At 45.5% G+C, this 22,405-nt stretch carries 18 protein-coding genes; 17 read left to right on the top strand and 1 reads right to left on the bottom strand.

Annotation, left to right across the window (positions count from 1 at the left end):
* The first annotated feature begins 3 nt into the window (after positions 1-3).
* Genes T359_RS0108390 through T359_RS0108365 form a run of 6 tightly spaced genes read left to right on the top strand, consistent with a single transcriptional unit; the run spans position 4 to position 7,685 of the window.
* The gene (locus tag T359_RS0108390; protein ID WP_026517086.1) at positions 4-1,236 is read left to right on the top strand and encodes a hypothetical protein; all 1,233 of its coding nucleotides are present in this window, start codon (positions 4-6) and stop codon (positions 1,234-1,236) included.
* Positions 1,214-2,722, top strand: a complete 1,509-nt coding sequence (locus tag T359_RS0108385) for a glycosyltransferase family 39 protein (protein WP_026517085.1) — start codon at positions 1,214-1,216, stop codon at positions 2,720-2,722. The genes T359_RS0108390 and T359_RS0108385 overlap by 23 nt, the downstream gene beginning before the upstream one ends.
* A gap of 10 nt (positions 2,723-2,732) precedes the next feature.
* Positions 2,733-3,752, top strand: coding sequence for a radical SAM/SPASM domain-containing protein (locus tag T359_RS0108380; protein WP_026517084.1), 1,020 nt, complete (start codon positions 2,733-2,735; stop codon positions 3,750-3,752).
* Positions 3,752-5,488, top strand: coding sequence for a DUF6044 family protein (locus tag T359_RS0108375; RefSeq protein ID WP_026517083.1), 1,737 nt, complete (start codon positions 3,752-3,754; stop codon positions 5,486-5,488). The genes T359_RS0108380 and T359_RS0108375 overlap by 1 nt, the downstream gene beginning before the upstream one ends.
* A gap of 39 nt (positions 5,489-5,527) precedes the next feature.
* Positions 5,528-6,478: a glycosyltransferase family 2 protein gene (locus T359_RS0108370; protein ID WP_026517082.1), complete on the top strand. Its 951-nt coding sequence runs from the start codon at positions 5,528-5,530 to the stop codon at positions 6,476-6,478.
* A 4-nt stretch (positions 6,479-6,482) separates the two neighbouring features.
* Positions 6,483-7,685, top strand: a complete 1,203-nt coding sequence (locus T359_RS0108365; RefSeq protein ID WP_026517081.1) for a lipopolysaccharide biosynthesis protein — start codon at positions 6,483-6,485, stop codon at positions 7,683-7,685.
* On the opposite strand, the gene T359_RS0108360 is transcribed toward T359_RS0108365, so the two are convergent.
* Positions 7,686-8,888, bottom strand: a complete 1,203-nt coding sequence (locus T359_RS0108360) for an SGNH/GDSL hydrolase family protein (protein ID WP_026517080.1) — start codon at positions 8,886-8,888, stop codon at positions 7,686-7,688.
* Positions 8,889-9,154: 266 nt separating this feature from the next.
* On the opposite strand from T359_RS0108360, the gene T359_RS0108355 reads away from it, so the two are divergent.
* From T359_RS0108355 to T359_RS0108305, 11 genes are all read left to right on the top strand, one after another.
* Entirely contained in the window at positions 9,155-10,744 is a 1,590-nt protein-coding gene (locus T359_RS0108355) for an NAD(P)/FAD-dependent oxidoreductase (protein ID WP_026517079.1), read from the top strand.
* Between the two features lie 83 nt (positions 10,745-10,827).
* Positions 10,828-11,766 carry a glycosyltransferase family 2 protein gene (locus T359_RS0108350; RefSeq protein ID WP_026517078.1) on the top strand — a complete coding sequence of 313 codons (939 nt, stop codon included), beginning with the start codon at positions 10,828-10,830 and terminating at the stop codon, positions 11,764-11,766.
* Between the two features lie 15 nt (positions 11,767-11,781).
* Positions 11,782-13,248, top strand: coding sequence for an MBOAT family O-acyltransferase (locus T359_RS0108345; protein ID WP_026517077.1), 1,467 nt, complete (start codon positions 11,782-11,784; stop codon positions 13,246-13,248).
* A gap of 25 nt (positions 13,249-13,273) precedes the next feature.
* The gene (locus tag T359_RS0108340) at positions 13,274-14,767 is read left to right on the top strand and encodes a hypothetical protein (protein ID WP_026517076.1); all 1,494 of its coding nucleotides are present in this window, start codon (positions 13,274-13,276) and stop codon (positions 14,765-14,767) included.
* A 13-nt stretch (positions 14,768-14,780) separates the two neighbouring features.
* The gene (gene udk / locus T359_RS0108335) at positions 14,781-15,401 is read left to right on the top strand and encodes a uridine kinase (protein WP_026517075.1); all 621 of its coding nucleotides are present in this window, start codon (positions 14,781-14,783) and stop codon (positions 15,399-15,401) included.
* A gap of 18 nt (positions 15,402-15,419) precedes the next feature.
* The gene (locus T359_RS0108330; protein WP_026517074.1) at positions 15,420-16,562 is read left to right on the top strand and encodes a DUF6077 domain-containing protein; all 1,143 of its coding nucleotides are present in this window, start codon (positions 15,420-15,422) and stop codon (positions 16,560-16,562) included.
* A 1-nt stretch (position 16,563) separates the two neighbouring features.
* On the top strand, positions 16,564-17,349 hold the full coding sequence (locus T359_RS0108325) for a hypothetical protein (RefSeq protein WP_026517073.1): 786 nt from the start codon (positions 16,564-16,566) through the stop codon (positions 17,347-17,349).
* A 12-nt stretch (positions 17,350-17,361) separates the two neighbouring features.
* Positions 17,362-18,150, top strand: a complete 789-nt coding sequence (locus tag T359_RS0108320) for a LicD family protein (protein ID WP_026517072.1) — start codon at positions 17,362-17,364, stop codon at positions 18,148-18,150.
* Positions 18,150-19,961: an aminotransferase class I/II-fold pyridoxal phosphate-dependent enzyme gene (locus T359_RS0108315; protein WP_026517071.1), complete on the top strand. Its 1,812-nt coding sequence runs from the start codon at positions 18,150-18,152 to the stop codon at positions 19,959-19,961. Before T359_RS0108320 ends, T359_RS0108315 begins: the two co-directional genes overlap by 1 nt.
* Before the next feature lie 3 nt (positions 19,962-19,964).
* Positions 19,965-20,930 carry an ornithine cyclodeaminase gene (locus T359_RS0108310; RefSeq protein ID WP_026517070.1) on the top strand — a complete coding sequence of 322 codons (966 nt, stop codon included), beginning with the start codon at positions 19,965-19,967 and terminating at the stop codon, positions 20,928-20,930.
* A gap of 18 nt (positions 20,931-20,948) precedes the next feature.
* Positions 20,949-22,391 (top strand): MBOAT family O-acyltransferase, encoded by a 1,443-nt coding sequence (locus T359_RS0108305; RefSeq protein WP_026517069.1) that lies wholly within the window; start codon positions 20,949-20,951, stop codon positions 22,389-22,391.
* Positions 22,392-22,405 lie beyond the last annotated feature (14 nt).

The following is a 22,405-nucleotide window of genomic DNA, read 5'->3' as shown; positions in this document are numbered from 1 at the left end:
GGGATGAAAGAAGAACCGGCAATAGACAGAATAATCAAAACGCTGATAAATAAATACCTGTATGTGATAGGTCTGTTTGTGGTGCTTCTTGCGGCGGTTCTTATAAGAGCGAGCCTTGCTCCCAACACCGAGCTGTCACCGGATTACAATACCTACTATAAGGCCTGGGTAGATTTTTACAGGTCCGCAGGGGGCCTTAAGGGCCTTGAATCAGCTCCGGGGGACTATTACGTACCCTTTAATGTGCTGTATGCCCTCTGCTCCTATGTTCCCTTTGAACCCTGGGTGATGCTTAGCATCATTCCAACCATATGTGAGATGATCACTGCGTTTTTCATCTACAGAATCTTTTATCATCTCACCAAGGTCAGGTTTTTCTCGGCGGTGGCAGGGCTTCTGACCCTGTTCCTTCCCTTTGTGGTCTTCAATGGAAGTCTTTGGAAGCAGGTAGATTCGGTTTATACCTGTTTTCTGGTGATATCCCTGCATGAGCTTATAAGGGGGAAATACAGAGTCTCTCTTATCTGGTACAGTGTTTCCTTTGCCTTCAAGCTACAGGCTGTGATATTCCTGCCGCTTTTTGTTATCCTCTATTTCATCGGAGGCTTTAAGGGCTCTGAGAAAAAGGAATTCAGCATCCTTGAATTTTTATGGATACCGGCGGTTTATCTGCTGGCCGGTTTGCCGGAGGTCCTGGCGGGACACGGCCTCAGGGCCACATATCTGGCCTACTTTAATCAGACAGGGGAGATATCCTCAGAGGGCTATGGGATGGTATCATTTTTCCCAAACCTCTACAATCTTGGTTTCGACAATTATGACAAGGTGCTGACAGGTGCTGCGTTGCTTCTTGTTTTCGCGGTGCTGGTTGCCATACTTTGTCTTTGCGTGAAATATAAAGATAACATTGATGACAGCACTTTTATCTATCTTTATATCTGGACCGGCTGGACCTGCCTTATGCTTCTTCCCGGAATGCATGAGCGCTATGATTACGCGATGCTGATCATGCTGACTCCCTTTGCACTTCTGGTTCGCAAAAGGATAGTGTGGCCCATGCTGATAGCCAATCTTTGTTCCCTGGCGGTTTACGCCATTGTGCTTTTCAAGGCCGGGGAGATTGGGATGCCTGTGATTTCGGTGGCCTATACCATCGCTTATCTTATGACTACGGTTGATATAGTCAGACTTCTTGTGGGAGGAGACACAGGATTTGAAGCTAAAAAGAGCCTTTAACAGCATAGTGATCTTTTTCCTTTTGATAGGGGCTGTGACTGTACTTGTAGCCAGTGTGGCAACCACCGTCTACTACGACATGGGAAGTGATGTGGACAGGCCTGTATTCGGCAAGGAGAACATACCGCTTCTTTTACTTCTGACGGTGGCGGTATTTATCGTATTTTTCGTGCTGCGGAGGATGGGATACCTTCTTGATACCAAGAGGCGGCTCCTTATGGCGGCACTGTTGTTTTCGCTGTTTTACTGCCTGATGCTTATATTTCTGATCAAGCCCAGGGCAGTCAATGACTCCCTCCTTCTGGACAATGCCATTAACGAATTTATGACCGGGGATTATTCCTCCCTTACGGAAAAGGACGGATACCTTTATATATGGCCTTTTCAGCTGGGATACGTACTCTTTGGACAGATCATGTACAGGCTCTTCGGGCCCTCCAATTACCTGGCCTGGGATCTGGTGCAGCTGGCATCGATACTTATCACGGTATTTCTTTTGTACTGCATCACCTATGAGCTTTTCGAGGACAGAGAGGTCTGCGGAATTATGGCGATCCTGTCCTTTGGAATACTTTTCTTTTACAACTATGTGACTTATATTTACGGGGACATCCTTAGCATGGCGCCCCAGACGATTGCTCTTTACCTGATGATTCTTTACCTTAAGAGAAAAAGGAGCATCTATGCACTGGGAAGCGGAGCGGCTATAGCCTGTGCGGTGGTCATCAAGACCAACTGTGAGATAGCGCTTATAGCCCTCATTATGGTAATGTGCCTCGATATTAACGACAAAAAGGGCGTCCTGAGAGTGCTTTTATTGTCCGCCGCCATGATCGCCATGGTCTTTGGGGCGAAATACGGGGTAAACAATTACTACCTCAAACTTACGGGACTTCAGGAAATACCTGCGGGAAGCCCTGCAGCTTCGCATATTGCCATGGGTCTTCAGGAAAGTGAACTTGAAGATGGGTGGTATAACGGATATAATTATAAGGTTTTTGGAAGTAACGGATATGACTCCGAAGCTGCCAAAGCAGAATCAGTAGAAAATATTAAAGAGTCACTGCAGAGATTTGTGTCAAATCCCAAGTATGCAGTGAAGTTTTTCGGAAGGAAATTTATTTCCCAGTGGGCGGACCCTGTATGTATCTCCACTCACAACCTGGACCTGGTCAGCAGACATGTGGAGGACCAGCCCGCCATGGCACAGTTCATTGTCTTCGGGGACGGAATGGTATTTCTTTCCCAGGTCATGAACGTATTTATGACGGTGTGCTATCTGTGCGTGGCAGTCTTTCTTGTTATGAGACTGGTGCAGAGGAACGGACGGCTTCCGGAGATGCTTTTACTGATACTGATACTTGGAGGCATGGTTTTCCATGAATTCTGGGAAGGCTCCTCCAGATATGTCATGAGATACTACATATACTGGCTGCCCTATGCCGCCTATGGAATGAACAGTATACTAAAAAAGATTAATCGTTAGGAGAATAGAAATGCCAATAAGAGTTAACAGTTTTATGGGAAAATTCGGATGGTTTGCGAGAAAGCATTTTCCTATGCTTGCCAGCAACGCATATCTTAAGCTTCAGTTTTTTACCAGAAGCAAGTCACAGAAGGCTTATTGCGACTACTTCCTGAATTCCAAGGAAGTTCCCATGCCAAACGTTGTAAATATCGAGACCATCAACAGATGTAACTCCACCTGCGCCTTCTGCACAGCCAATGTTCACGCTGAGTGCAGACCTCTTGCCAAGATCGACGACGATCTTTACAAAAATATCATCGATCAGCTGGCAGACTGGGGCTACAAGGGACATCTTACTCTTTACGGCAACAACGAGCCTCTTCTTGATACCAAGATCGTGGAGAGGCACAAATACGCCAGAGAAAAGCTGCCCGACAGCTTTATCTTTATGTCCACCAACGGCCTTATCCTTACAATTGACAAGGTAAAAGAGGTGGCACCTTATATCGATCAGCTCATTATCAACAACTACTCCATGGAGATGAAACTTCACAAGAATATTCAGGAAGTCTATGATTATGTCAAGGCTCATCCCGATGAGTTCAAGGATCTTGATATCCAGATCCAGATGAGATACCTTCAGGAGGTTCTTACCAACAGAGCGGGAAGTGCTCCCAACAAGAAGGCCACAGAGAAGGTTATCAAGGAGACCTGTCTTCTTCCTTTCACAGATATGTGGATCATGCCCAACGGCAAAATGGGACTTTGCTGCTGCGATAACTTCGAGACCACAGACTTCGGCGACCTGACCAAGGTAAGTCTTAAGGAGGCCTGGGGCAGCGAGAAGTTCCAGAATGTAAGACGCGCCATCGCAGAGGGAAGACAGAATTATCCGTTCTGCAAGCACTGTGATTTCATTGATGCAGGCTTCCGTATGCAGATTGTAAATGCCATTCTTCGCGGAGATCAGGAGGCTGCCAACAGACTGGGCGGTCACGAGCGTATGAAGATCGGCAATCAGAACAACGAGGATGATAAGATTAAGTGATGAAGCGTTGCGGTAGGCATCTTGGAATTGCATTTGCGGTTTTGTTTGTACTGGCTGTTATCATCTTTTACGCAGTAATAGGTGAGAACAGCTATATTGCCGTGCAGGATAATATGGACCTGTTTGTGGCCCAGTTCGCCATGCTGAAGAACACAGGTACATTCTTCAGTCACAACGTGGCAGCCCCTTTCCTTAAGGGGGTATCCAGGGATGTGCTTCCCAGCGAGCTGTCACTTTACAGCCTGCTCTATGCGGTTCTTCCGAGCTTTGCCGCTTATATCACGGGATATGTGCTGAAGGTGGTTATCGCCATCATTTCCTGCAGACTTCTTTTTCTTGATATGGTCAAAGAAAAGAACGAGCATACTGAGAATCTGGCTACACTGACAGGCCTCTTATACGGCGTCCTCAATCTCTTCCCGGCCTTTGGAATTCCTTTTGCCGCCATTCCGTTGATCATATATCTTTTGAGAAAAGTGTATTATACACCAAGCCTTATATGGTATGTTTTGGTGTTTTTATATCCCTTCGTTTCGTATTTTTCCTATATAGGCTTTTTTATCATCGGCTATCTCTTTGTGGCAGTGATCATTTTCTGGATTAGGGACAGGAAGTTCCCGGCAGGGCTTTTTATTTCTCTGATACTGTTATCCCTGGGCAGTTTTGTGTTTGAGTACAGGCTTTTTATGATGATGCTCTTTTCCGATACAGTCACCATAAGGGATACCATGGTTCAGACCTATCTCGGTGCAGGGGATATCATGGGACAGATAGCTGATGTCTTTGTAAACGGCATGATGCACGTGGAGGATGTGCACAAGTTCCTGCTTCTTCCCATCTGCGCAGTTTATTTTGTAGTTCTGAATGCAGGCTATATCATCAAAAAGAATGTAAAGGGCATATTTACGGATATATACAACCTCTGTGTTTTGCTTCTTTTCCTGGACTGCCTCGTTTACGGACTTTATTATTCGGAATTTGTGAACAACCTTATTAAGACACTGGTTCCGCCTCTTACGGGCTTTCAGTACAACCGCACCATTTTCTTTAATCCTTTTATCTGGTGCGGGATGCTCTTTATCATTGTCTACAGGCTGTCCCTTAAGGAGAAAAAGGTATTTCCTGCTCTCGCCTATGCTCTTGTCTTTGCCTGCGGCGCAGTGGTACTGCTGTCACCCACCAGGTACAACGACCTTTATAACACCGCTTTTTACACAGCAAGGCAGAACATCTTCGGCAATGTAAATGATGATCTTAATTACAGGGAGTTCTATTCAGCGGAGCTTTTTGATGAGATAAAAAAGGATATAGGCTACAGTGAGGATCAGTGGGGTATAGCCTACGGCATGCATCCGGCGATCCTTGAATATAACGGTATTGCTACTTTGGACGGATATCTTGGTTTTTATCCTCAGAGCTACAAGGAGCAGTTCAGGCAGGTCATTGCCCCCGCCCTTGAGAGGAAAGAAAACTCCAGGATCTACTTTGATGAGTGGGGCGCCAGATGTTATCTGTACTCCGGCACCGATGACACCATAGTCATGGCCACCAAGAGTATGATGGGGGTTACGGATACCAACATTTTCATTGACGGCAAGGCGCTTAAGGACCTGGGATGCAGCTTCCTTTTTTCCAGGATCAATATAAGCAACTGCAGTGAGGCGGGACTTTCACTGATAGGCGGATACAGCGGGTATAACAGTCCCTATACTGTCTATGTGTATGCTGTGGATTGATATGATAAAATTATTAAAATAGAAATATGAGGGAATGTAATGGATAAGATAGCGGTTTTGATTCCGTGCTACAACGAAGAAAAGACAATAGCCAAGGTTATCAGGGATGCGAAAAAGGCCCTGCCTGAGGCTACAATATATGTGTATAACAACAACTCCAAGGACAGAACAGCCGAGATCGCAGAGGCTGAGGGCGCTGTTGTCCGTAACGAGTATATGCAGGGCAAGGGCAATGTTATAAGACGCATGTTCAGAGAAATCGATGCCCTGGTGTATGTGATGGTGGACGGAGATGACACCTATCCCATGGAGTCAGCTCCCGAGATGGTGGACAAGGTTATCAACCACAATGCCGATATGGTTGTGGGTGACAGACTTTCTTCTACCTACTATCAGGAGAACAAAAGACCCTTCCACAACTTCGGCAATGACCTGGTAAGAGCCAGCATCAACAAGCTCTTTAAATGCGACATCAGGGACGTAATGACGGGCTTCAGAGCCTTCTCCTATGAGTTCGTCAAGACCTTCCCGGTTCTTTCCAAGGGCTTTGAGATCGAGACAGAGATGACTATCCATGCGGTATACAACAATATGCAGATCGACAATGTCATCATCGAATACAGAGACCGTCCCGCAGGTTCAGTCAGCAAGCTTAACACCTATGCAGACGGCTTCAAGGTTTTAAGGACTATCCTCAGACTTTACAGAAGCTACAAGCCCTTTGGGTTCTTTCTTGGAATCGCAGTGGTTCTGGCAGCTCTCTCCATCGGATTCTTTATTCCAATCCTGTTTGCTTATTGGGAGACACACCTTGTGCTTAAGATTCCGACCCTTATTGTATGCTGCTTCGTAATGCTGGCGGCGGTACAGAGCTTTTTCGCGGGAGTCATTCTCTCAACTATGGCTCTTAACAACAGGCGTGAGTTTGAGATGCAGCTCAACATGCTCCAGAGACACAAAGAAAGTGACTGGGAAAAAGACGGAAAATAAGAAAATGAGTGATAAAACAGGTAAAAAACTTGCTTTAAATGCTTCAAGAGATTTCATATTCAGCGTCTTTGCGCTGCTTATTTATAACGGTGTACTTCAGCTTTTCATCTATCCGGGTCTCAATGACCGGATGGGTGCCGAGGCTTTTGGCACCGTTCTTTATTTGATTTCAATCATATCGGTGATGGGGGCGGGATTCGGCACAGCCGCCAGCTATTCAAGAATGGTGGCCAAAAAGGACAGGACCCAGGCCAACGGAGATTATAATCTTTTCCTTGGAGTTGTGTCCCTTATAAGTGTGATAGTTACCTTGGTGTCTCTTCTGTTGCTTAAGGAATTTAAGGTTGCGGTTTTTGTGCAGGTTCTTATCCTGATGATAGTTACGGTATTCAGATATTATGCGGATGTGGAATATAGAATGAATATCCGGTTTGCGGATTACTTCTTCTTTTTCCTGGCCACGTCCCTGGGTTATTGTCTGGGACTTTTGATCTATCCCTACAGTGGCAGCTGGTTTTCGGTACTTCTGATGGGTGAAGCCTTCGGAATCATCTACACCGTTATCAGGGGAAAAATATTCAGACCGCCCTTCCTGAAACTGTCTGAGAGCTACAGGGAGAACTTCACTTCGGCCTTTATAATATCCGCCAGCAACCTGATCTCGGCTCTTATCCTTAATTCCGACAGGATCTTCTTAAGGCTCCTGGTGGGAGCGAGGGAGGTTACGGTATTCTATACCGCCAGCCTTATTGGCAAGATCATTGCCATGCTGACAACGCCCTTAAACGGCATTATCATCAGCTACTTTACCAACTACAGATTCAGGATAACAAAAAAGATCTTTGCAGCCATCGGAGGAGGACTTATTGTTGTATCAGCAGCCCTGGCCTTTATCTGCAGCGGCGTGTCTTTTATCTTTGTAAAGATCATGTATCCGGAGGTCTTTGAGGAGGCCAGACAGTATTTCTTTTTGGCCAACCTGGGACAGATACTGTTTTTCCTGTCGGGGTCACTGATGGTGGTGGTCCTCAGTTTTACAAAAGAAAAACTGCAGCTTTTTATCAACATAATCTATGTGATAAGCTTCGCTGCAGTTGTTATTCCTCTTTGCTATATGTTCGGTCTTGTGGGCATGGCCTACGGCCTTGTAATTGTTAATCTCATAAGACTTATTGTAACTGTAATATTCGGCCTCAGGGCCTTATGATCACTGCGGGGGTGCCAGAAGGTACTCCCCGTTTTGCATTCTCTCGAAATTGTCAGGGTAGTATTCCTGCATCATATCCTTGGGATATCTGTAATACTCGTCGGGATCAAAATCAGCAATCTTGATTATATCTGTTTCCATGTAAGCGAAGGGCTCGAAACCTTCCGCCCAGTTGGGGATGTGAGCAAGAAGTCTTGCAAATATCTGCCTTCCCTTCAGGGTGAGGTGTGTTCCGTCCATCAGGTACTCCTCATAGGTATCGAGGTACAGATCACACTTGGACATGAACATGCAGTCAAAATCAAGAATTTCTTCCACTTCTACAACATTTCCGGCCTTTCTTGCATAGTTGGCAAGAGTGTCGATACCGTTGCTGACTACGTAGCTGTCACCGATGAAGTTGCCGTTGGAATCTTTGTAGATTCCGTAGAAAGGTGTCATCAGGATGACCTGGGCGTTGGGGCTGATGGCTCTGAGCTCGTCGATACCTGTGTTCAATGCGCCGTAGTAGGTTTTTACATAGGGAACATCGCTGGTAGAGGGATCCAGAGGCACTTTTTTGAAAAAGTCATTGGCGCCGTATTCGATGAAATAGTAGTCAACCTTGGCAGGATCGATCTGTTCCATGACGGAAAGAACCTCGGGGTGACCGTCAAGGACCTTGGTCCTGTCAGCCTTACCGGAAAGTGCATAGGCAATTCCCACAAAGCAGTTGGAGACCCATTTGTCAGGGCTGAGATCTGAGGTGGATTCCTCCAAAGCAGCGGTGGATCCGCCTATTCCCAGGTTGTAGGATACGGAATTGGGAACTCTGGCTGATACGAGGGATGCCAGGTCTGTGCCGTCGCTTCTGCCGTTGGCCATCTGGCTGTCGCCTATAAATACCATCTCGATCTTGTCTGCTTCTTTTTCGGGTTCGGAAGATGCAGCGGATGAAGCCTCTGATGAGCCTTCTTCTGCAGAGGAACCTCCGAGAGCTGCCTCAAGCTCTTCCAGTATGGGTTCGAAGAAATCTTCCACGACGATAATGTCGCCGCTGGCTCCTGAGCTGGCAGCTGCGCTGTCATCCGAGGAATCTGCTGAGGATGAGTCACCTACATATTCAGTTGCCTGTTTTGGGGCGCCATCAGAAAGGGTACATCCCGTAAGAGAGACAGCAGCTGCTAAAAGTGCTGCCGTAAAAATTCTTATTTTTCTTTTCATACATTTATTCTCCTCTTAAAAACTACAAGTCATATTTTAACATTTGTGGTGGTAAATAAAAGCTTTTTGGTCAAAAATTAAGAATTTCTGCCGTTAATCTTAAGAAAGTCTTAAGAAAATGATGGTATATCGCGCATGTGTATACGGTAATATGTATACATTTTATCAAAATCCGGAAATGACATATTTTATTGAAGAAAAAGGCTTCCTGCGTTATACTACTTATGTTGTTTATCAGAAAATATCTTTAGTTAGGGGATAGTATAATGAAAAAAGCACTTATAATCGGGGCGGGACCAGCCGGACTTACAGCTGCCTATGAGCTTTTGGCCAAGTCCAAGGACTATGAGGTGGTTATTTTTGAGGAGACCGAGCAGTTCGGCGGTATATCCAGAACCGTGAATTATAAAGGTAACCGTATGGACATGGGAGGACACAGATTCTTCTCCAAGGTTCCTGAGGTTAACGAGTGGTGGGAGAAGATGCTTCCTCAGCAGGGCTCACCCACCTATGATGACATAGTCCTCAACAGACCCATGAAGATGTCTGAGGGCGGACCGGATCCTGAGAAGGAAGACAGGGTCATGCTCAAGAGACACCGTGTTTCACGTATCCTTTTTGATTCCAAGTTCTATGATTATCCGATCTCACTTAAGGCAGAGACCTTCAAGAACTTCGGATTTTTGACAACCCTTCAGGTAGGTTTCTCATATATGGGTTCCGTTTTCCACAAGAGACCCGAGGACAATCTTGAGAACCTCTACATCAACAACTTCGGTAAAAAGCTGTACTCCATGTTCTTTGAGTACTACACCGAGAATCTCTGGGGCAGACATCCCAGCGAGATCGATGCTTCCTGGGGTAAGCAGAGAACCAAGGGCTTGTCCATTTTCGGAATCATCAGAGATTATCTCGGAAGACTATTTAAGGTTAAGAACCGTAAGGTCAACACATCTCTTATCGAAGAGTTCAAGTATCCCAAGCTCGGCCCCGGTCAGCTCTGGGACGTTACAGCCGATGAGATCAGGAAGCTTGGCGGAACCATCATCATGAACGCCAAGGTTGTGAAGATCCGCAAGGATGGCGATCACATCAAGGGAATCACCTATCTTCAGAACGGACAGGAAGTGGAGATGGACGGCGATGTAGTTATCAGCTCCATGCCGGTGAAGGATCTTGTGGCAGGAATGAATGATGTTCCCGCAGATCCCGCCAGAATCGCCGCCGGACTTCCTTACCGTGATTACATGACACTGGGTGTCCTTGTTCCCAAGCTCAACCTTGTGAACAAGACCAATATCAGAACCATGGGCAATATCGTTCCCGATAACTGGGTTTATGTTCAGGACAGAACAGTTAAGATGGGACGTTTCCAGATCTACAACAACTGGTCTCCATACCTGGTTAAGGATCTTGAGAACACAGTATGGGTAGGTCTTGAGTATTTCTGCTTTGAAGGCGATTCCATGTGGAATATGACTGAGGATGAGTTTGCCAAGATGGCTATCGACGAGATGGTAAAGCTTGGACTTATCGACAGTGCCTCCGAGGTTATGGATTATCATATGGAGAAGGTTAAGAAGGCATATCCTGCTTACTTCGATACCTATGATGAGATGGACAAGCTGGTGGCATACCTTAACACCATCGACAATCTGTACTGCGTAGGACGTAACGGACAGCACAGATACAACAACATTGACCATTCTATGTGCACCTCCTTTGAGGTGGTTAAGAATATTCTCGGCGGCGTGACAGACCGCAGCAATATCTGGAATGTCAACACCGAGGAAGAGTACCATGAAACCACAGACAGCACCGATGCAGAATCCGCTGATGAGGTTGAGCTGGATTAAATTATTTATGATTATATGCGGTGCTTCTATATGTGGCACCGCATTGTTGTGTAATAGGGAACCACGTTTTAGAAAGGTTTTTTATGAAAAAGATTAGTATTCTGATTCCATGTTTTAATGAGGTGGAGAATGTGGCCGGCATATCAGCGGCTGTTGAAGAGGTCCTTAAGACCAAGCTTTCTCAGTATGACTATGAGATCGTATTCATAGACAACGCCTCCACCGACGGAACAAGAAACAAGATCGAAGAGATCTGCGCAGGCAACAAAAAGATCAAGGCCATTTTCAATGTGACCAACTTCGGGCAGTTCAATTCCCCCTTCCATGGCATGATCTCGCTGGATGGGGACTGCGTGATCCCCATATGCGCGGACTTCCAGGATCCCGTGGAGCTTATTCCTGTTTTTGTACAGAAATGGGAAGAGGGACATAAGATTGTCAGTGGAGTTAAGTCCTCCAGCAAGGAGAACGGCTTTGTCTACCTTATGCGAACTCTTTATTACAAGCTCATCAAGAATATGTCCAATGTCAGAATGATAGAGCATTTCACAGGCTTTGGACTTTACGACAGGACCTTTATAGAGCTCCTCAGGAGTCTCAACGATCCCATTCCTTTTATCAGAGGAATCGTTGCGGAGTACGGAGAGGGCTTCAATATGACCACAGTGGAGTATGAGCAGCCCAAGCGCAAGGCCGGCAAGACCCACAATAATTTCTACACTCTCTATGATGCGGCTATGCTGAGCATCACCTCCTACACCAAGGTGGGACTGAGACTTTGCACCATGGCGGGCTTTATAATAGCCCTTATTGATGTTATCGTGGCTTTAGTGTACCTGATTCTCAAGCTGACTCACTGGTACAGTTTCCATGCGGGCTATGCACCTATGATCTGCGGAATGTTCATGATGGGAGCCATTCAGCTTCTGTTCATCGGACTTATGGGGGAATATATTCTCAACATCAACACCCGTGTTATCGGAAGGCCCCTGGTAGTAGAGGAGAAAAGGATTAATTTCTAAAACATTGGAGGAGCAATGCAGTTCATATCTTTTGGCTTTTTGATATTCCTGCCTTTAGTGGTGGCAGTAAATCTGATAATTCCCAGGAAATGGCGTTACATCTGGCTTTTTGTGACCAGTATGGCCTTTTACCTGAGCATTGATGTAAAGGGAGCGGTGGTACTTCTTTTATCGATCCTTACCACCTATTTTGCAGGTATCTTCCTGGATAGGGAGGACAAGCAGAGCGAAAAGAGCGCTACACCGGTATTTGTCCTTTGCCTTGCAGTCAATATCGGAATGATCCTGGTGCTGAAATATCTGGGCTTTTTTGAAAGAACATTTTTTAATATCCTTGGAAAAGAAGTGGGAGACAGCCTTGCATCAAGGCTCATAGCCCCCATAGGAATTTCCTTCTATGTTCTCAAGGCCATAGGTTATCTCGTGGATGTAAAAAGAGGAGACCTTAAGGCCGAGAGAAACATCATCAAATATGCACTTTTCGTTTCCTTCTTCCCTCAGGTCATTTCGGGACCTATCGAGAGAGCTGGAAACATGCTTCCTCAGTTTTCATATCCCTTATCCGTTGACTACGACAGGCTGAGGGACGGTCTGATGCAGATGCTCTGGGGATATTTCCTGAAGCTGGTGGTGGCAGACAGACTGGGGATCTTTGTTAATTCCATCTACTCGGGAACAGAGGCTTCCGGCCTTGTTACCCTTATCGGAACCATTTTTTATACCTTCGAGATCTACTGCGACTTCGGCGGATATTCACATATCGCCATCGGCGGCGCCAGAATTCTTGGCATCGATGTCATGAAGAACTTCGACAGCCCCTACCTTTCAATGTCTGTGGCGGAGTTCTGGAGAAGATGGCATATATCTCTTTCAAGCTTTTTCAGGGATTATGTTTATATCCCTCTTGGAGGAAACAGAAAGGGCATCGTCAGAAAATACGTAAATATCCTTATTGTATTTGCCATAAGCGGATTGTGGCACGGGGCAGGCTTCACCTTCATCATCTGGGGACTTCTGCATGCTGTTTATCAGATAATAGGATTTGTATTAAAGCCTGTGAGGGATAAGTTTATAAGCCTCTTCAAGGTCAACAGAAACGCATCCTCACATATGCTTCTTAAGGTTTTTGTGACCTTTATGCTGGTTAATTTCGCCTGGGTATTTTTCAGGGCGGAGAGCCTTTCCCAGGCTGTGGCAGTTATAAAGAACTGCTTTGACTTATCACCCTGGGCTCTTACCAACGGGGAGATCTTCAGAATGGGCCTTAACGAGGCCAATATGCTGCTGGCACTTCTTGGCATCGCAGTTCTGGTTATCGTTGATATAGCCAACTACAAGGGAATAGTTGTGAGGGAGAAGATCCTTTCCCAGGGAATCTGGTTCAGATATCTTATTGCGATCGCTGCGGTTCTTGTTATTCTGGTTTGCGGAATATGGGGCCCGGGCTATGATGCGGCAAGTTTTATTTATCAGCAGTTCTGATCAAACATAATGGAAACAGGTGACTATGAAAACTAGACTTTTGAATCTATGCAAGGCTGCGGTTTTTGCGGTGCTGCTGGTGCTGTGCCTTCTGGCAGCGGTGACAGTGGTTGGAAAAAAAGAGAGCAGCTACAAGTACGCGGACTTTTTTGACAAGGCAAAAGAAAATCAGATAGATGTGCTGTTTATGGGCTCTTCCCATGTGATCAACGGCTTTAATCCTGCGACTTTATACAGGGACTATGGCTTTACCTCCTACAATATGGGAGGCCACGGTTCCGTAATGCAGGCCACCTATTGGGAGCTCATCGAGGCCCTTGATTACTGCACTCCCCAGTGGGTTGTGGTGGATGCCTACATGCTTGAGAAGGACTATCAGTATCTTGATGTTATGGAAGAAAATGCTGATGCAGATGAGATAAACACCTCTGTGGAGCAGCTTCATCTGAACATGGATGCATGGCCCCTTAACAGACTCAAGATTGCCGCTGTCAAGGATCTTATCCGGGATCAGGATAAGAGAAATCAGTTCCTTTTTGACTTCATTGTCTACCATGACAGATGGAGCGAGCTGGATGAGAACGACTACAGAGCCCTTACCGGTAAGGCAGACAGAAATATGCTCTTTGGAGCGGAGATGCGCTATGAGGTTGAAAAAACTCCTGTTAGCTATCCCGTGCCTGATGAGGGAGCTCTTTTATCCGGACACACCGTAGGTCAGGAGTACCTGCGCAAGATCATAGACGAGTGCCAGAGAAAGGGCATCGGCGTTGTTGTGACCTACCTTCCCTTCTGTGCCGATACCGAGGACATGATCGCAGCAAGAAGTGCGGGAGCTGTGGCAGGAGAATATGCTGTACCGTATATTAATATGCTCGATAAGGATATAATAGATATCAGAGCTGACCTTAATGACACAGGACATCTCAATGTCACAGGTGCCGAGAAGGTCACAAGGTTTATGGGTAACTGGCTCGAGGAGAACGGAGAGCTCACAGATCACAGAGGCGACAGCGCCTATGCTGACTGGGATAACAAGTCCCGGGAGTTCTATCAGGGAATCAGGGAAATGACTACCTCAGAGGCAGACCTTTACACAGAGCTTGATGTGCTGTCCATGAATGAAGTGGGAAGCGTCATCTATTTTAACCAGGGCTCCTATGCTTTCAGAGATGACAGCCTTCGCAAGATAGTAAGTAACATCGCAGGGACAGACAATATTTATCAGGCCAACGGCCCCTACATACTTATAAATGATGCAGGAAGCGGACAGACCTATGAGGCCTTTGATGATGGCTTTTTGGGCGGCGTACCCACGGCCATGGGCAATCTTATCTACCAGCCTGTGGAAGCCAGATTCAGATTTTTATACGCCGAGGACAATGAAGAGCTGAACTATCTTTATGATGATGCCCATGTGGATTATGACATCCAGGTCATCACCTACGACAAGGAAACCGGCGAGGTTTTGGGTCATATGTATTACAGGTCCTACGGAAACAATTACAGAGTGGATTAAGAGAGGAATAATTATGAGTGAGAAGATTTGCATAGTAGGAATTGCAGGAGGAACAGCTTCAGGTAAGACTACAATAGTACGTAAGATCAAGGAGAATTTCGGTGATGACATCGTTGTTATCAATCATGACTCCTATTATAAGGCTCATGATGACCTTTCCTATGAGGACAGATCAAGACTTAACTACGACCATCCCGGTTCTTTTGACACAGATCTTATGATCGAGGATATCAAAAAGCTCAAGAATAACCAGGAGATCGACATGCCTGTTTACGATTACACCATCCACAACAGGTCAGATGCCACAGTTCATGTGGTTCCCAAGAAGGTCATCATCGTAGAGGGTATCCTTATCCTTGAGAACAAAGAGCTCAGAGACCTTATGGACATCAAAGTCTTCGTTGAGACTGACGCCGATGAGAGACTTATGAGAAGAATCAGACGTGACATGGTGGAGAGAGCCAGATCCATCGACTCCATCCTTATACAGTACAGAGAGACTGTTAAGCCCATGCACGAGCAGTTTGTAGAACCCAGTAAAAAGTATGCCGACATCATAATCCCAAGGGGTGGAGAGAACACCACCGGTATCGGCATTTTACAGGAACACCTTAAGCTTGTTATGTCAAAATAATTGAGAGGATACTGATAAATGCTACTGATCTTATGGCTTGTTATTGTTCCGATGCTTATCGGAATCTTACTAAACGGCATATTACCGGTATTTCGAAGGACAATCGGAATAACCTTTATCATCGGATATCTGGCCTACTTCGGACTTTTTGAAGTCATCGCCATGCCCTGTATGATCAGGATCACCTACGGAGCCTTTGGATACTGCTTCAAATACTTTGCGGTGAGCTCCGGCGTCCTGGCGGCCATGGGGCTGATAAGACTTGTTTTTTTGCTGAAAAAAGAGGGCTTCAGCTTTCTTTCGATTTTTCCCGGAGAGACCCATGCAGGGGCCCACGAACTTTTAAGCCCCAGGTCTGATCCCAAGGGACTGAAGCTGGACTATTCACTGGAAGCCAAGATCTATTGGGGAATATTTTTCCTTCTGCTGGCTGTTCAGATGGTCATGGCTGTGGTTATGTCAAGCTTTGACGGCGATGATGCCTACTATGTGGTTGAATCACTGCTGGCACAGCAGGCGAATGTGATGAACACAATTCTTCCCTACACCGGAGGCTCCACCAGCCTGGATGTAAGGCATTGTTTTGCGGTCATCACCATGTGGATAGCCTTTGTGGCCAAGGGCAGCGGGATCCATTCAACTATCGTATCCCACAGTGTGATCCCTCTTTTGGTAATTCCCTTTGTTTATCTTGTTTATGTAGAGATCGGAAGGATCCTGTTCAGAAGAAGACAGGAGGTGATCCCGGTATTTATGCTGGTGATATCCTTCCTTATGATGTTTGGAAATGTGTCCCATTATACTCCGGCCACCTTCTTTTTGATGAGGACCTGGCAGGGTAAGGCCATTGTTTCCAACCTGGTTTTCCCGCTTATTCTCTGGATATTTTTGTGGCTTTTGGAGGATGTCAGGGAAACAGTGGCCAATGTCAATCTCACCAAGACCCAGAAGGCCGCACCCTGGTTTATCCTGACACTTGTTAATATGCTGTCGGGAATCTGCAGCTCCATGGGAATCATCTTCGGCGGCGGTCTTGTGGCATTATATACACTGGTGCTTTTGTTCTTTAAGAGAAAATGGACGGTTCTGGTGGGAGCTTTTGTCAGCATAATACCAAGTGCGTTATACCTGCTGCTTTATTTATACGTAAAGGGACTATGATATGTACGGAATATTTATGGAATGCTGGGTGGCCCTTAAACTTTACGGCGGAAATTGGGCTCTGCTTTTGATCTTTCTGGCAGCAGCTCTTTACCTGGTAATAAAAGAAGAAAATATCAAAAAGAAAATCATGTTGGGCGTGATTCCGATCCTTATTCTGGCGGGATTTCTCGTGCCTGTGACCAAGATCGTATATGTGGCGGTGGTTAATAAGGATGGCGATACCTACTACAGGGTTCTGTGGCTGATTCCCATGTATGTGGTCATCGGTTATGCGGCCTGCAAGCTCATTGTGTCCTTCGGGAAAAAAGCTGTTGCAAGAATCGCTCTTGTGGTGATCCTTGCCCTTATCGCCTGCACCGGCTCACTGGTTTATCTCAATCAGTACGTCTCTGTGGCGGAGAACCTGTATCACATCCCAAATGATGTAATAGAGATCTGCGACAGGATCAAGCCTGACGAGGGACAGCCCAGAGTAAGAGCTGCTTTTCCTTCAGATCTGGTGCATTTTGTGAGACAGTATGACACAAACATACTTATGCCCTACGGTCGCGAGATGGTGGTTCCCCAGTGGGACTACTACAATCCTGTATACGAGGTTATGGAAAAGCCTGAGACCATAGACGCAGAGGAGCTTTTGAAGGCCACCAGGGAGACCAAGTGCAGCTATATCATCCTGGCAAATGACAGAAAAATAGACAAGGACCTTACTGAGTTTGGCCTTAAGGTTCTGGATACCGTGGGCAAATACATAATCTATGCGGATTCCGAAATATTAGAGAATTGATGGAAGATTAATATGAAAAAAGCAGAATCGATAACCGAGCTTCACAATATTCTTTATGACATGTTGCTGGAGGTTGACAGGATCTGTAAAGAGAACGACATACGTTATTTTCTTGCTTTTGGGACAGAAATCGGCGCTGTTAGAGACAATGCCTTTATCCCCTGGGATGATGACATAGACATAAAGGTCACGAGAGAAGATTATGAGCGCTTTAAAAATGCCATGAAAGCAAATCTTAAGGCGCCCTATAAGTTCACAGAGCCAATAGATAACAAGCCCTATTTCTTTGATTTCGTTCCAAGAATAATAAACACGCAGTACATTCTGAAAGAGGCAGGAAGCCTTCAGAATCACCCTGCGGTGGACGTTTTTCTTGTGGACCGCATACCGGATGGCAAAGCCCTTAAGAAAATGTATTTTAAGCTGAAGGTGATACATGCCCTTAGCATTTCGAAGAGGGAAAGAATAGATTATAAGGACTATAAAGGTGCTCAGAAGCTTGGAATATTTTTTATCTGTCTGATGGGCAGACTTTTTTCTCTGGAAAAGCTTATCGGAATGTATGACAGGCAGCAGAGAAAATACGAAAACGTTAAGACCCCTTGCAGGTTCACAAGTAATTTTGCCTTTGGAATTCAGGCACTGTACGACTTTGATACCTACGAGGAAGCCACCATGGTCCTTCTGGAAAAAGACAAGTTCCCATGTCCCAAAGATTATGACAGGGAGTTAAGGCTCGTCTACGGAGACTATATGACACCCAAAAAGATGGGAATAGTACACTTTGAGGAAAACGAATAATGCAGGCAATAATTCTGGCAGCCGGAATGGGTAAGAGATTAAAAGAACTCACCCAAAATAATACAAAATGTATGGTAAAGGTCAACGGAGTATCTCTGATAGAGAGAATGCTTGGCCAGCTTGAAAAAAAGAATTTGTCAAGAATAGTTATCGTTGTTGGCTATGAGGGCAGGAAACTGATCGACTATATCGGAACTCTGGGAATAAAGACACCGATTGAGTTTATCGATAACCCCATCTATGACAGGACCAACAATATATATTCATTGTCCCTTGCAAGCGACTGGCTTTTGAAAGAGGATACACTTCTTTTTGAATCAGATCTTATATTTGAGGACAGTGTTCTTGATGCTCTTATAGAGGATCAAAGGCCCACACTGGCCCTTGTTGACAAGTATGAAGCCTGGATGGACGGAACCTGTGTCAAACTCTCTGAGGATGACAGCATCGAGGCGTTTATTCCCGGTAAAAAATTCAAATTTAACGAGATAAAGGATTACTACAAAACTGTAAATATATATAAATTCAGCAGGCACTTTTCACAGACCCACTATGTACCGTTCCTTTTGGCATATCAGGCTGCTCTCGGACAGAACGAATACTACGAACAGGTGCTTAGAGTTATAACCATGCTGGATGATCCCGAGATCAGGGCCAAGAGACTTGATGGCCAGAGGTGGTATGAGATTGACGATATTCAGGACCTGGATATCGCAGAGTCGATCTTCACTCCGGATGAAGATGAGAAGGTAAGACTTCTTCAGGGACGCTATGGCGGATACTGGAGATACCCTAAGCTTTTGGATTTCTGCTATCTGGTAAACCCATATTATCCTCCGGAGAAGATGAAGGATGAGATCAGGGCAAATTTCGATACTCTTTTGACACAGTATCCTTCGGGAATGCGTGTGAACAGCCTTCTGGCGGCCAAGAATTTCGGCGTCCATACTGAGAATATACTTGTGGGCAACGGTGCTGCAGAGCTGATCAAGAGCCTTATGGAGAACTTTGAAGGCAAAACAGGATTTATCCGTCCTACCTTTGATGAGTATCCGAACCGCTATGACACGGAAGCTTCTGTTAATTATGTGCCGGAAAACAAGGATTATTCCTATACCTGTGATGATATCATTAGCTTTTTTGCAGACAGGGATATTAAGAACCTTGTGGTAGTTAACCCGGATAACCCCAGTGGCAACTATATACCTAAAAAGGATCTTCTTCGCCTTATTTCCTGGGCGGGAGAAAGGGACATAAAGCTTGTCATAGATGAATCCTTTGCGGATTTTTCCGATGAGCCGGATAACACGCTTATTGAGCAGAGTATTCTTTCAGAAAACCCGCATCTTTTTGTGATGAAGAGCATCTCCAAATCCTATGGAGTTCCGGGACTGAGGCTCGGGGTTCTGGCATCCGGCGATATCAAGGTCATTGCATCCATGAAAAAAGATGTGGCGATCTGGAATATCAACTCCTTTGGGGAGTTTTACATGCAGATTGAAGAAAAGTACAAGAAGGACTATTCAGAGGCTTTAAAGAAGTTCAGGGATGAGAGAAAGCGATTTGAAGAGCAGCTTTCAAAAATAAACAAGGTCAGGGTGATCCCTTCACAGGCTAATTTTGTGATGGTACAACTGGATGATGATATTTCACCTAAAGAGCTTCTTAAAAAGCTGCTTATAAAGCATAACCTTCTTATCAAGGAACTGACCACCAAGACCAATGGCCACAATTACCTTCGCCTGGCGGTAAGAAACACTGAGGATAATGATATTCTGCTTGCTGCACTGAAGGAAGAAATAGGAAACTGATCTATGAAAATAGTTGGATTTGAAGATATTGCAAATTTGAAGATTTCCCCAAGGGTCTGTTATGAATGGACAGAGAGGATGATCGCTGATAAAGCCGCAGCTTTTCTCCCTGCCAAGACTCATATGAATCTTCCCGGCAATGTTTTTTGCAATGTCATGCCCGGTATAATAGATACTCCCTACGGTAAGATGGGAGGCGTCAAGGTGGTGACCAGATATCCTGAAAGAAGGCCTTCCCTTGACAGTAAGATTCTTTTGTTTGACGCACAGACCGGCGAGTTTCTTTCCCTTATGGACGGCAACTGGATAACTGCCTACAGAACAGGAGCAGTGGCGGTTCATTCAATTCTTACTTTTGCAAAAAAGAATTTTACCACCCTTGGATTTATCGGCCTTGGCAACGTATCAAGGACTACCATGCTGATACTTGCATCCATGATCACAGACAGAAAACTTGTGGTAAAGCTTCTTCGCTACAAGGACCAGGCAGAGGATTTTGCCGATAGGTTTAAAGACTTTGATAATATAGAGTTCAGGATCGTTGATTCTGTAGAGGAGTGTATCAAGGGCTCAGAGGTGGTGGTTTCCGGTGCTACCTATTTTGAAGATGATATAGCCCGGGATGACTGGTTTGACGAGGGCGTATTAGTGGTTCCTATCCATACACGAGGCTTTACGAACTGCGACCTTTTCTTTGATAAGGTGTTTGCTGACGACACAGGTCATGTACAGGACTTTAAGAACTTTTCAAGGTTTAAAAGTTTTGCAGAGGTCTGCGATGTTGTCTGCAATAGGGCCCCGGGCAGAGAGTCTGACAGGGAGAGAATACTGGCCTACAATATCGGCGTTTCTATTCATGATATAAATTATGCCGTACACATTTATCACCTTCTTTTACAGGATCAGCAGGCTTTTTCAAAGCTGACTGATTCGAATATGAAAGAGCCCGTGGAGAAATTCTGGGTTTGATCACAGGGGAAGATTTTTATGCTTTTTAACTCTTACGAATTTGTGCTTTTGTTCCTGCCATTGTTTATGGTGGGATTTTACATAATAAGATCCGTACTCAGAACGAAAAGGGAGTCTGCAAAAGTTCTTACCTACTACTGCCTTGCAGCCTCTTTTCTTTTTTATGGCCTTTTTGGGATAAAGAACCTGCTGGTGATGCTCTTTAGCATTGTATTTAACTTTGCGGTTTTGTTTCTTTCAGACAGAGCTTCCGGCAGCAAGGGTAAAAAAGCTCTTTTGACAGCGGGGATTGCCGGCAACTGTGTTATGCTCTTATGCTTCAAGTTTTCCGGTGTATTTTTCCCTGTAGCCATAAGTTTTTATACCTTTAATCAGATTTCATTTCTGGTGGATCACCATAGGCAGGAGGAGAAAAGGCCCTTTGTGTTATCCGATTACCTTCTCTACATCCTGTTTTTCCCAAAACTCCTTCAGGGCCCTTTGATGCGATATGAGGACTTTGACAGGGAAAAGGAGAAGTTCTTTGAGGGAAGCCTTGACTGGGACGTTCTTATGCGGGGACTTTTGCTTTTTTCCGTTGGACTTTTCAAGAAGGTGATCCTGGCGGATACCTTCGGGGCTGCGGTGGACTATGGATACTCATCCCTTCAGAGTCTTGGAAGTCTTGAGGCTGTCCTCACCGCGGTGTTTTATTCCTTCCAGCTATACTTTGATTTCAGCGGCTACTGCGACGTGGCGGCTGCAATCTGCATGATGATGGGCATGGAGCTTCCTCTTAACTTTGACTCGCCCTACAGAGCAGTCAACATCATTGATTTCTGGAAAAGATGGCATATCACCCTCACGGGCTTTTTTACAAGGTACATCTACATACCCCTTGGAGGTAACCGCAAGGGCGTTGCCAGAACCTATATAAACCTTATGATCATTTTCCTTATAAGCGGTCTGTGGCACGGAAACGGCTTCACCTTTATTGTCTGGGGAGCCATGCATGGCGTGCTCTATGTGATCACGAGAATGCTCATGGGAAATAAAAAAGAGATAAAGGAAGGGAGCCTTCCTGTAAGAATAATCAAGACTATTTTAACCTTTGCCTATGTGACGGCGGCCTGGGTGTTCTTCAGAGCAGACACAGTAAGAGATGCCGCAGGGCTCTTTGTAAGGATGCTCACCGGGGGCAAAAAGGCCCTGGCAGCAGGTTTTTCCTCCTGCTTCCAGCTGGATGAGATCTGGTACATTCTCAAGGTCACTCCTGTGATGAAGCTGAGCTTTGCCTGGGATGTGTGCCTTTGGGGATTTTTGCTGGTTTCAGTGTTCATAATATTCTTTAACGAAAATGCCATTAAGAGGGTAAAGACCTGCAAGATCGGCCTTGGCAGCACCTTTGCTACCTTTGTGCTCCTTGCCTGGAGCATTGTGAGCTTTGCGGGAGTCAGCACCTTTTTATATATGAATTTCTGATCTGAAAGGAAACT

It is taken from the genome of Butyrivibrio sp. MC2021 (assembly GCF_000621605.1).
GTDB lineage: Bacteria > Bacillota > Clostridia > Lachnospirales > Lachnospiraceae > Butyrivibrio.
The sequence above is the reverse complement of the archived record's forward strand: the minus strand, read 5'-3'. Positions and strand labels throughout refer to the sequence as shown.

Excerpts from the sequence above, each read along its gene's own strand:
- T359_RS0108390 (WP_026517086.1), top strand. The coding sequence starts at position 4 with ATGAAAGAAGAACCGGCAATAGACAGAATAATCAAAACGCTGATAAAT.
- T359_RS0108380 (WP_026517084.1), top strand. The coding sequence starts at position 2,733 with ATGCCAATAAGAGTTAACAGTTTTATGGGAAAATTCGGATGGTTTGCG.
- T359_RS0108370 (WP_026517082.1), top strand. The coding sequence starts at position 5,528 with ATGGATAAGATAGCGGTTTTGATTCCGTGCTACAACGAAGAAAAGACA.
- T359_RS0108315 (WP_026517071.1), top strand. The coding sequence starts at position 18,150 with ATGCAGGCAATAATTCTGGCAGCCGGAATGGGTAAGAGATTAAAAGAA.
- T359_RS0108345 (WP_026517077.1), top strand. The coding sequence starts at position 11,782 with ATGCAGTTCATATCTTTTGGCTTTTTGATATTCCTGCCTTTAGTGGTG.
- T359_RS0108310 (WP_026517070.1), top strand. The coding sequence starts at position 19,965 with ATGAAAATAGTTGGATTTGAAGATATTGCAAATTTGAAGATTTCCCCA.
- T359_RS0108305 (WP_026517069.1), top strand. The coding sequence starts at position 20,949 with ATGCTTTTTAACTCTTACGAATTTGTGCTTTTGTTCCTGCCATTGTTT.
- udk (WP_026517075.1), top strand. The coding sequence starts at position 14,781 with ATGAGTGAGAAGATTTGCATAGTAGGAATTGCAGGAGGAACAGCTTCA.
- T359_RS0108350 (WP_026517078.1), top strand. The coding sequence starts at position 10,828 with ATGAAAAAGATTAGTATTCTGATTCCATGTTTTAATGAGGTGGAGAAT.
- T359_RS0108355 (WP_026517079.1), top strand. The coding sequence starts at position 9,155 with ATGAAAAAAGCACTTATAATCGGGGCGGGACCAGCCGGACTTACAGCT.
- T359_RS0108325 (WP_026517073.1), top strand. The coding sequence starts at position 16,564 with ATGTACGGAATATTTATGGAATGCTGGGTGGCCCTTAAACTTTACGGC.
- T359_RS0108360 (WP_026517080.1), bottom strand. The coding sequence starts at position 8,888 with ATGAAAAGAAAAATAAGAATTTTTACGGCAGCACTTTTAGCAGCTGCT.
- T359_RS0108340 (WP_026517076.1), top strand. The coding sequence starts at position 13,274 with ATGAAAACTAGACTTTTGAATCTATGCAAGGCTGCGGTTTTTGCGGTG.
- T359_RS0108365 (WP_026517081.1), top strand. The coding sequence starts at position 6,483 with ATGAGTGATAAAACAGGTAAAAAACTTGCTTTAAATGCTTCAAGAGAT.
- T359_RS0108330 (WP_026517074.1), top strand. The coding sequence starts at position 15,420 with ATGCTACTGATCTTATGGCTTGTTATTGTTCCGATGCTTATCGGAATC.
- T359_RS0108375 (WP_026517083.1), top strand. The coding sequence starts at position 3,752 with ATGAAGCGTTGCGGTAGGCATCTTGGAATTGCATTTGCGGTTTTGTTT.
- T359_RS0108320 (WP_026517072.1), top strand. The coding sequence starts at position 17,362 with ATGAAAAAAGCAGAATCGATAACCGAGCTTCACAATATTCTTTATGAC.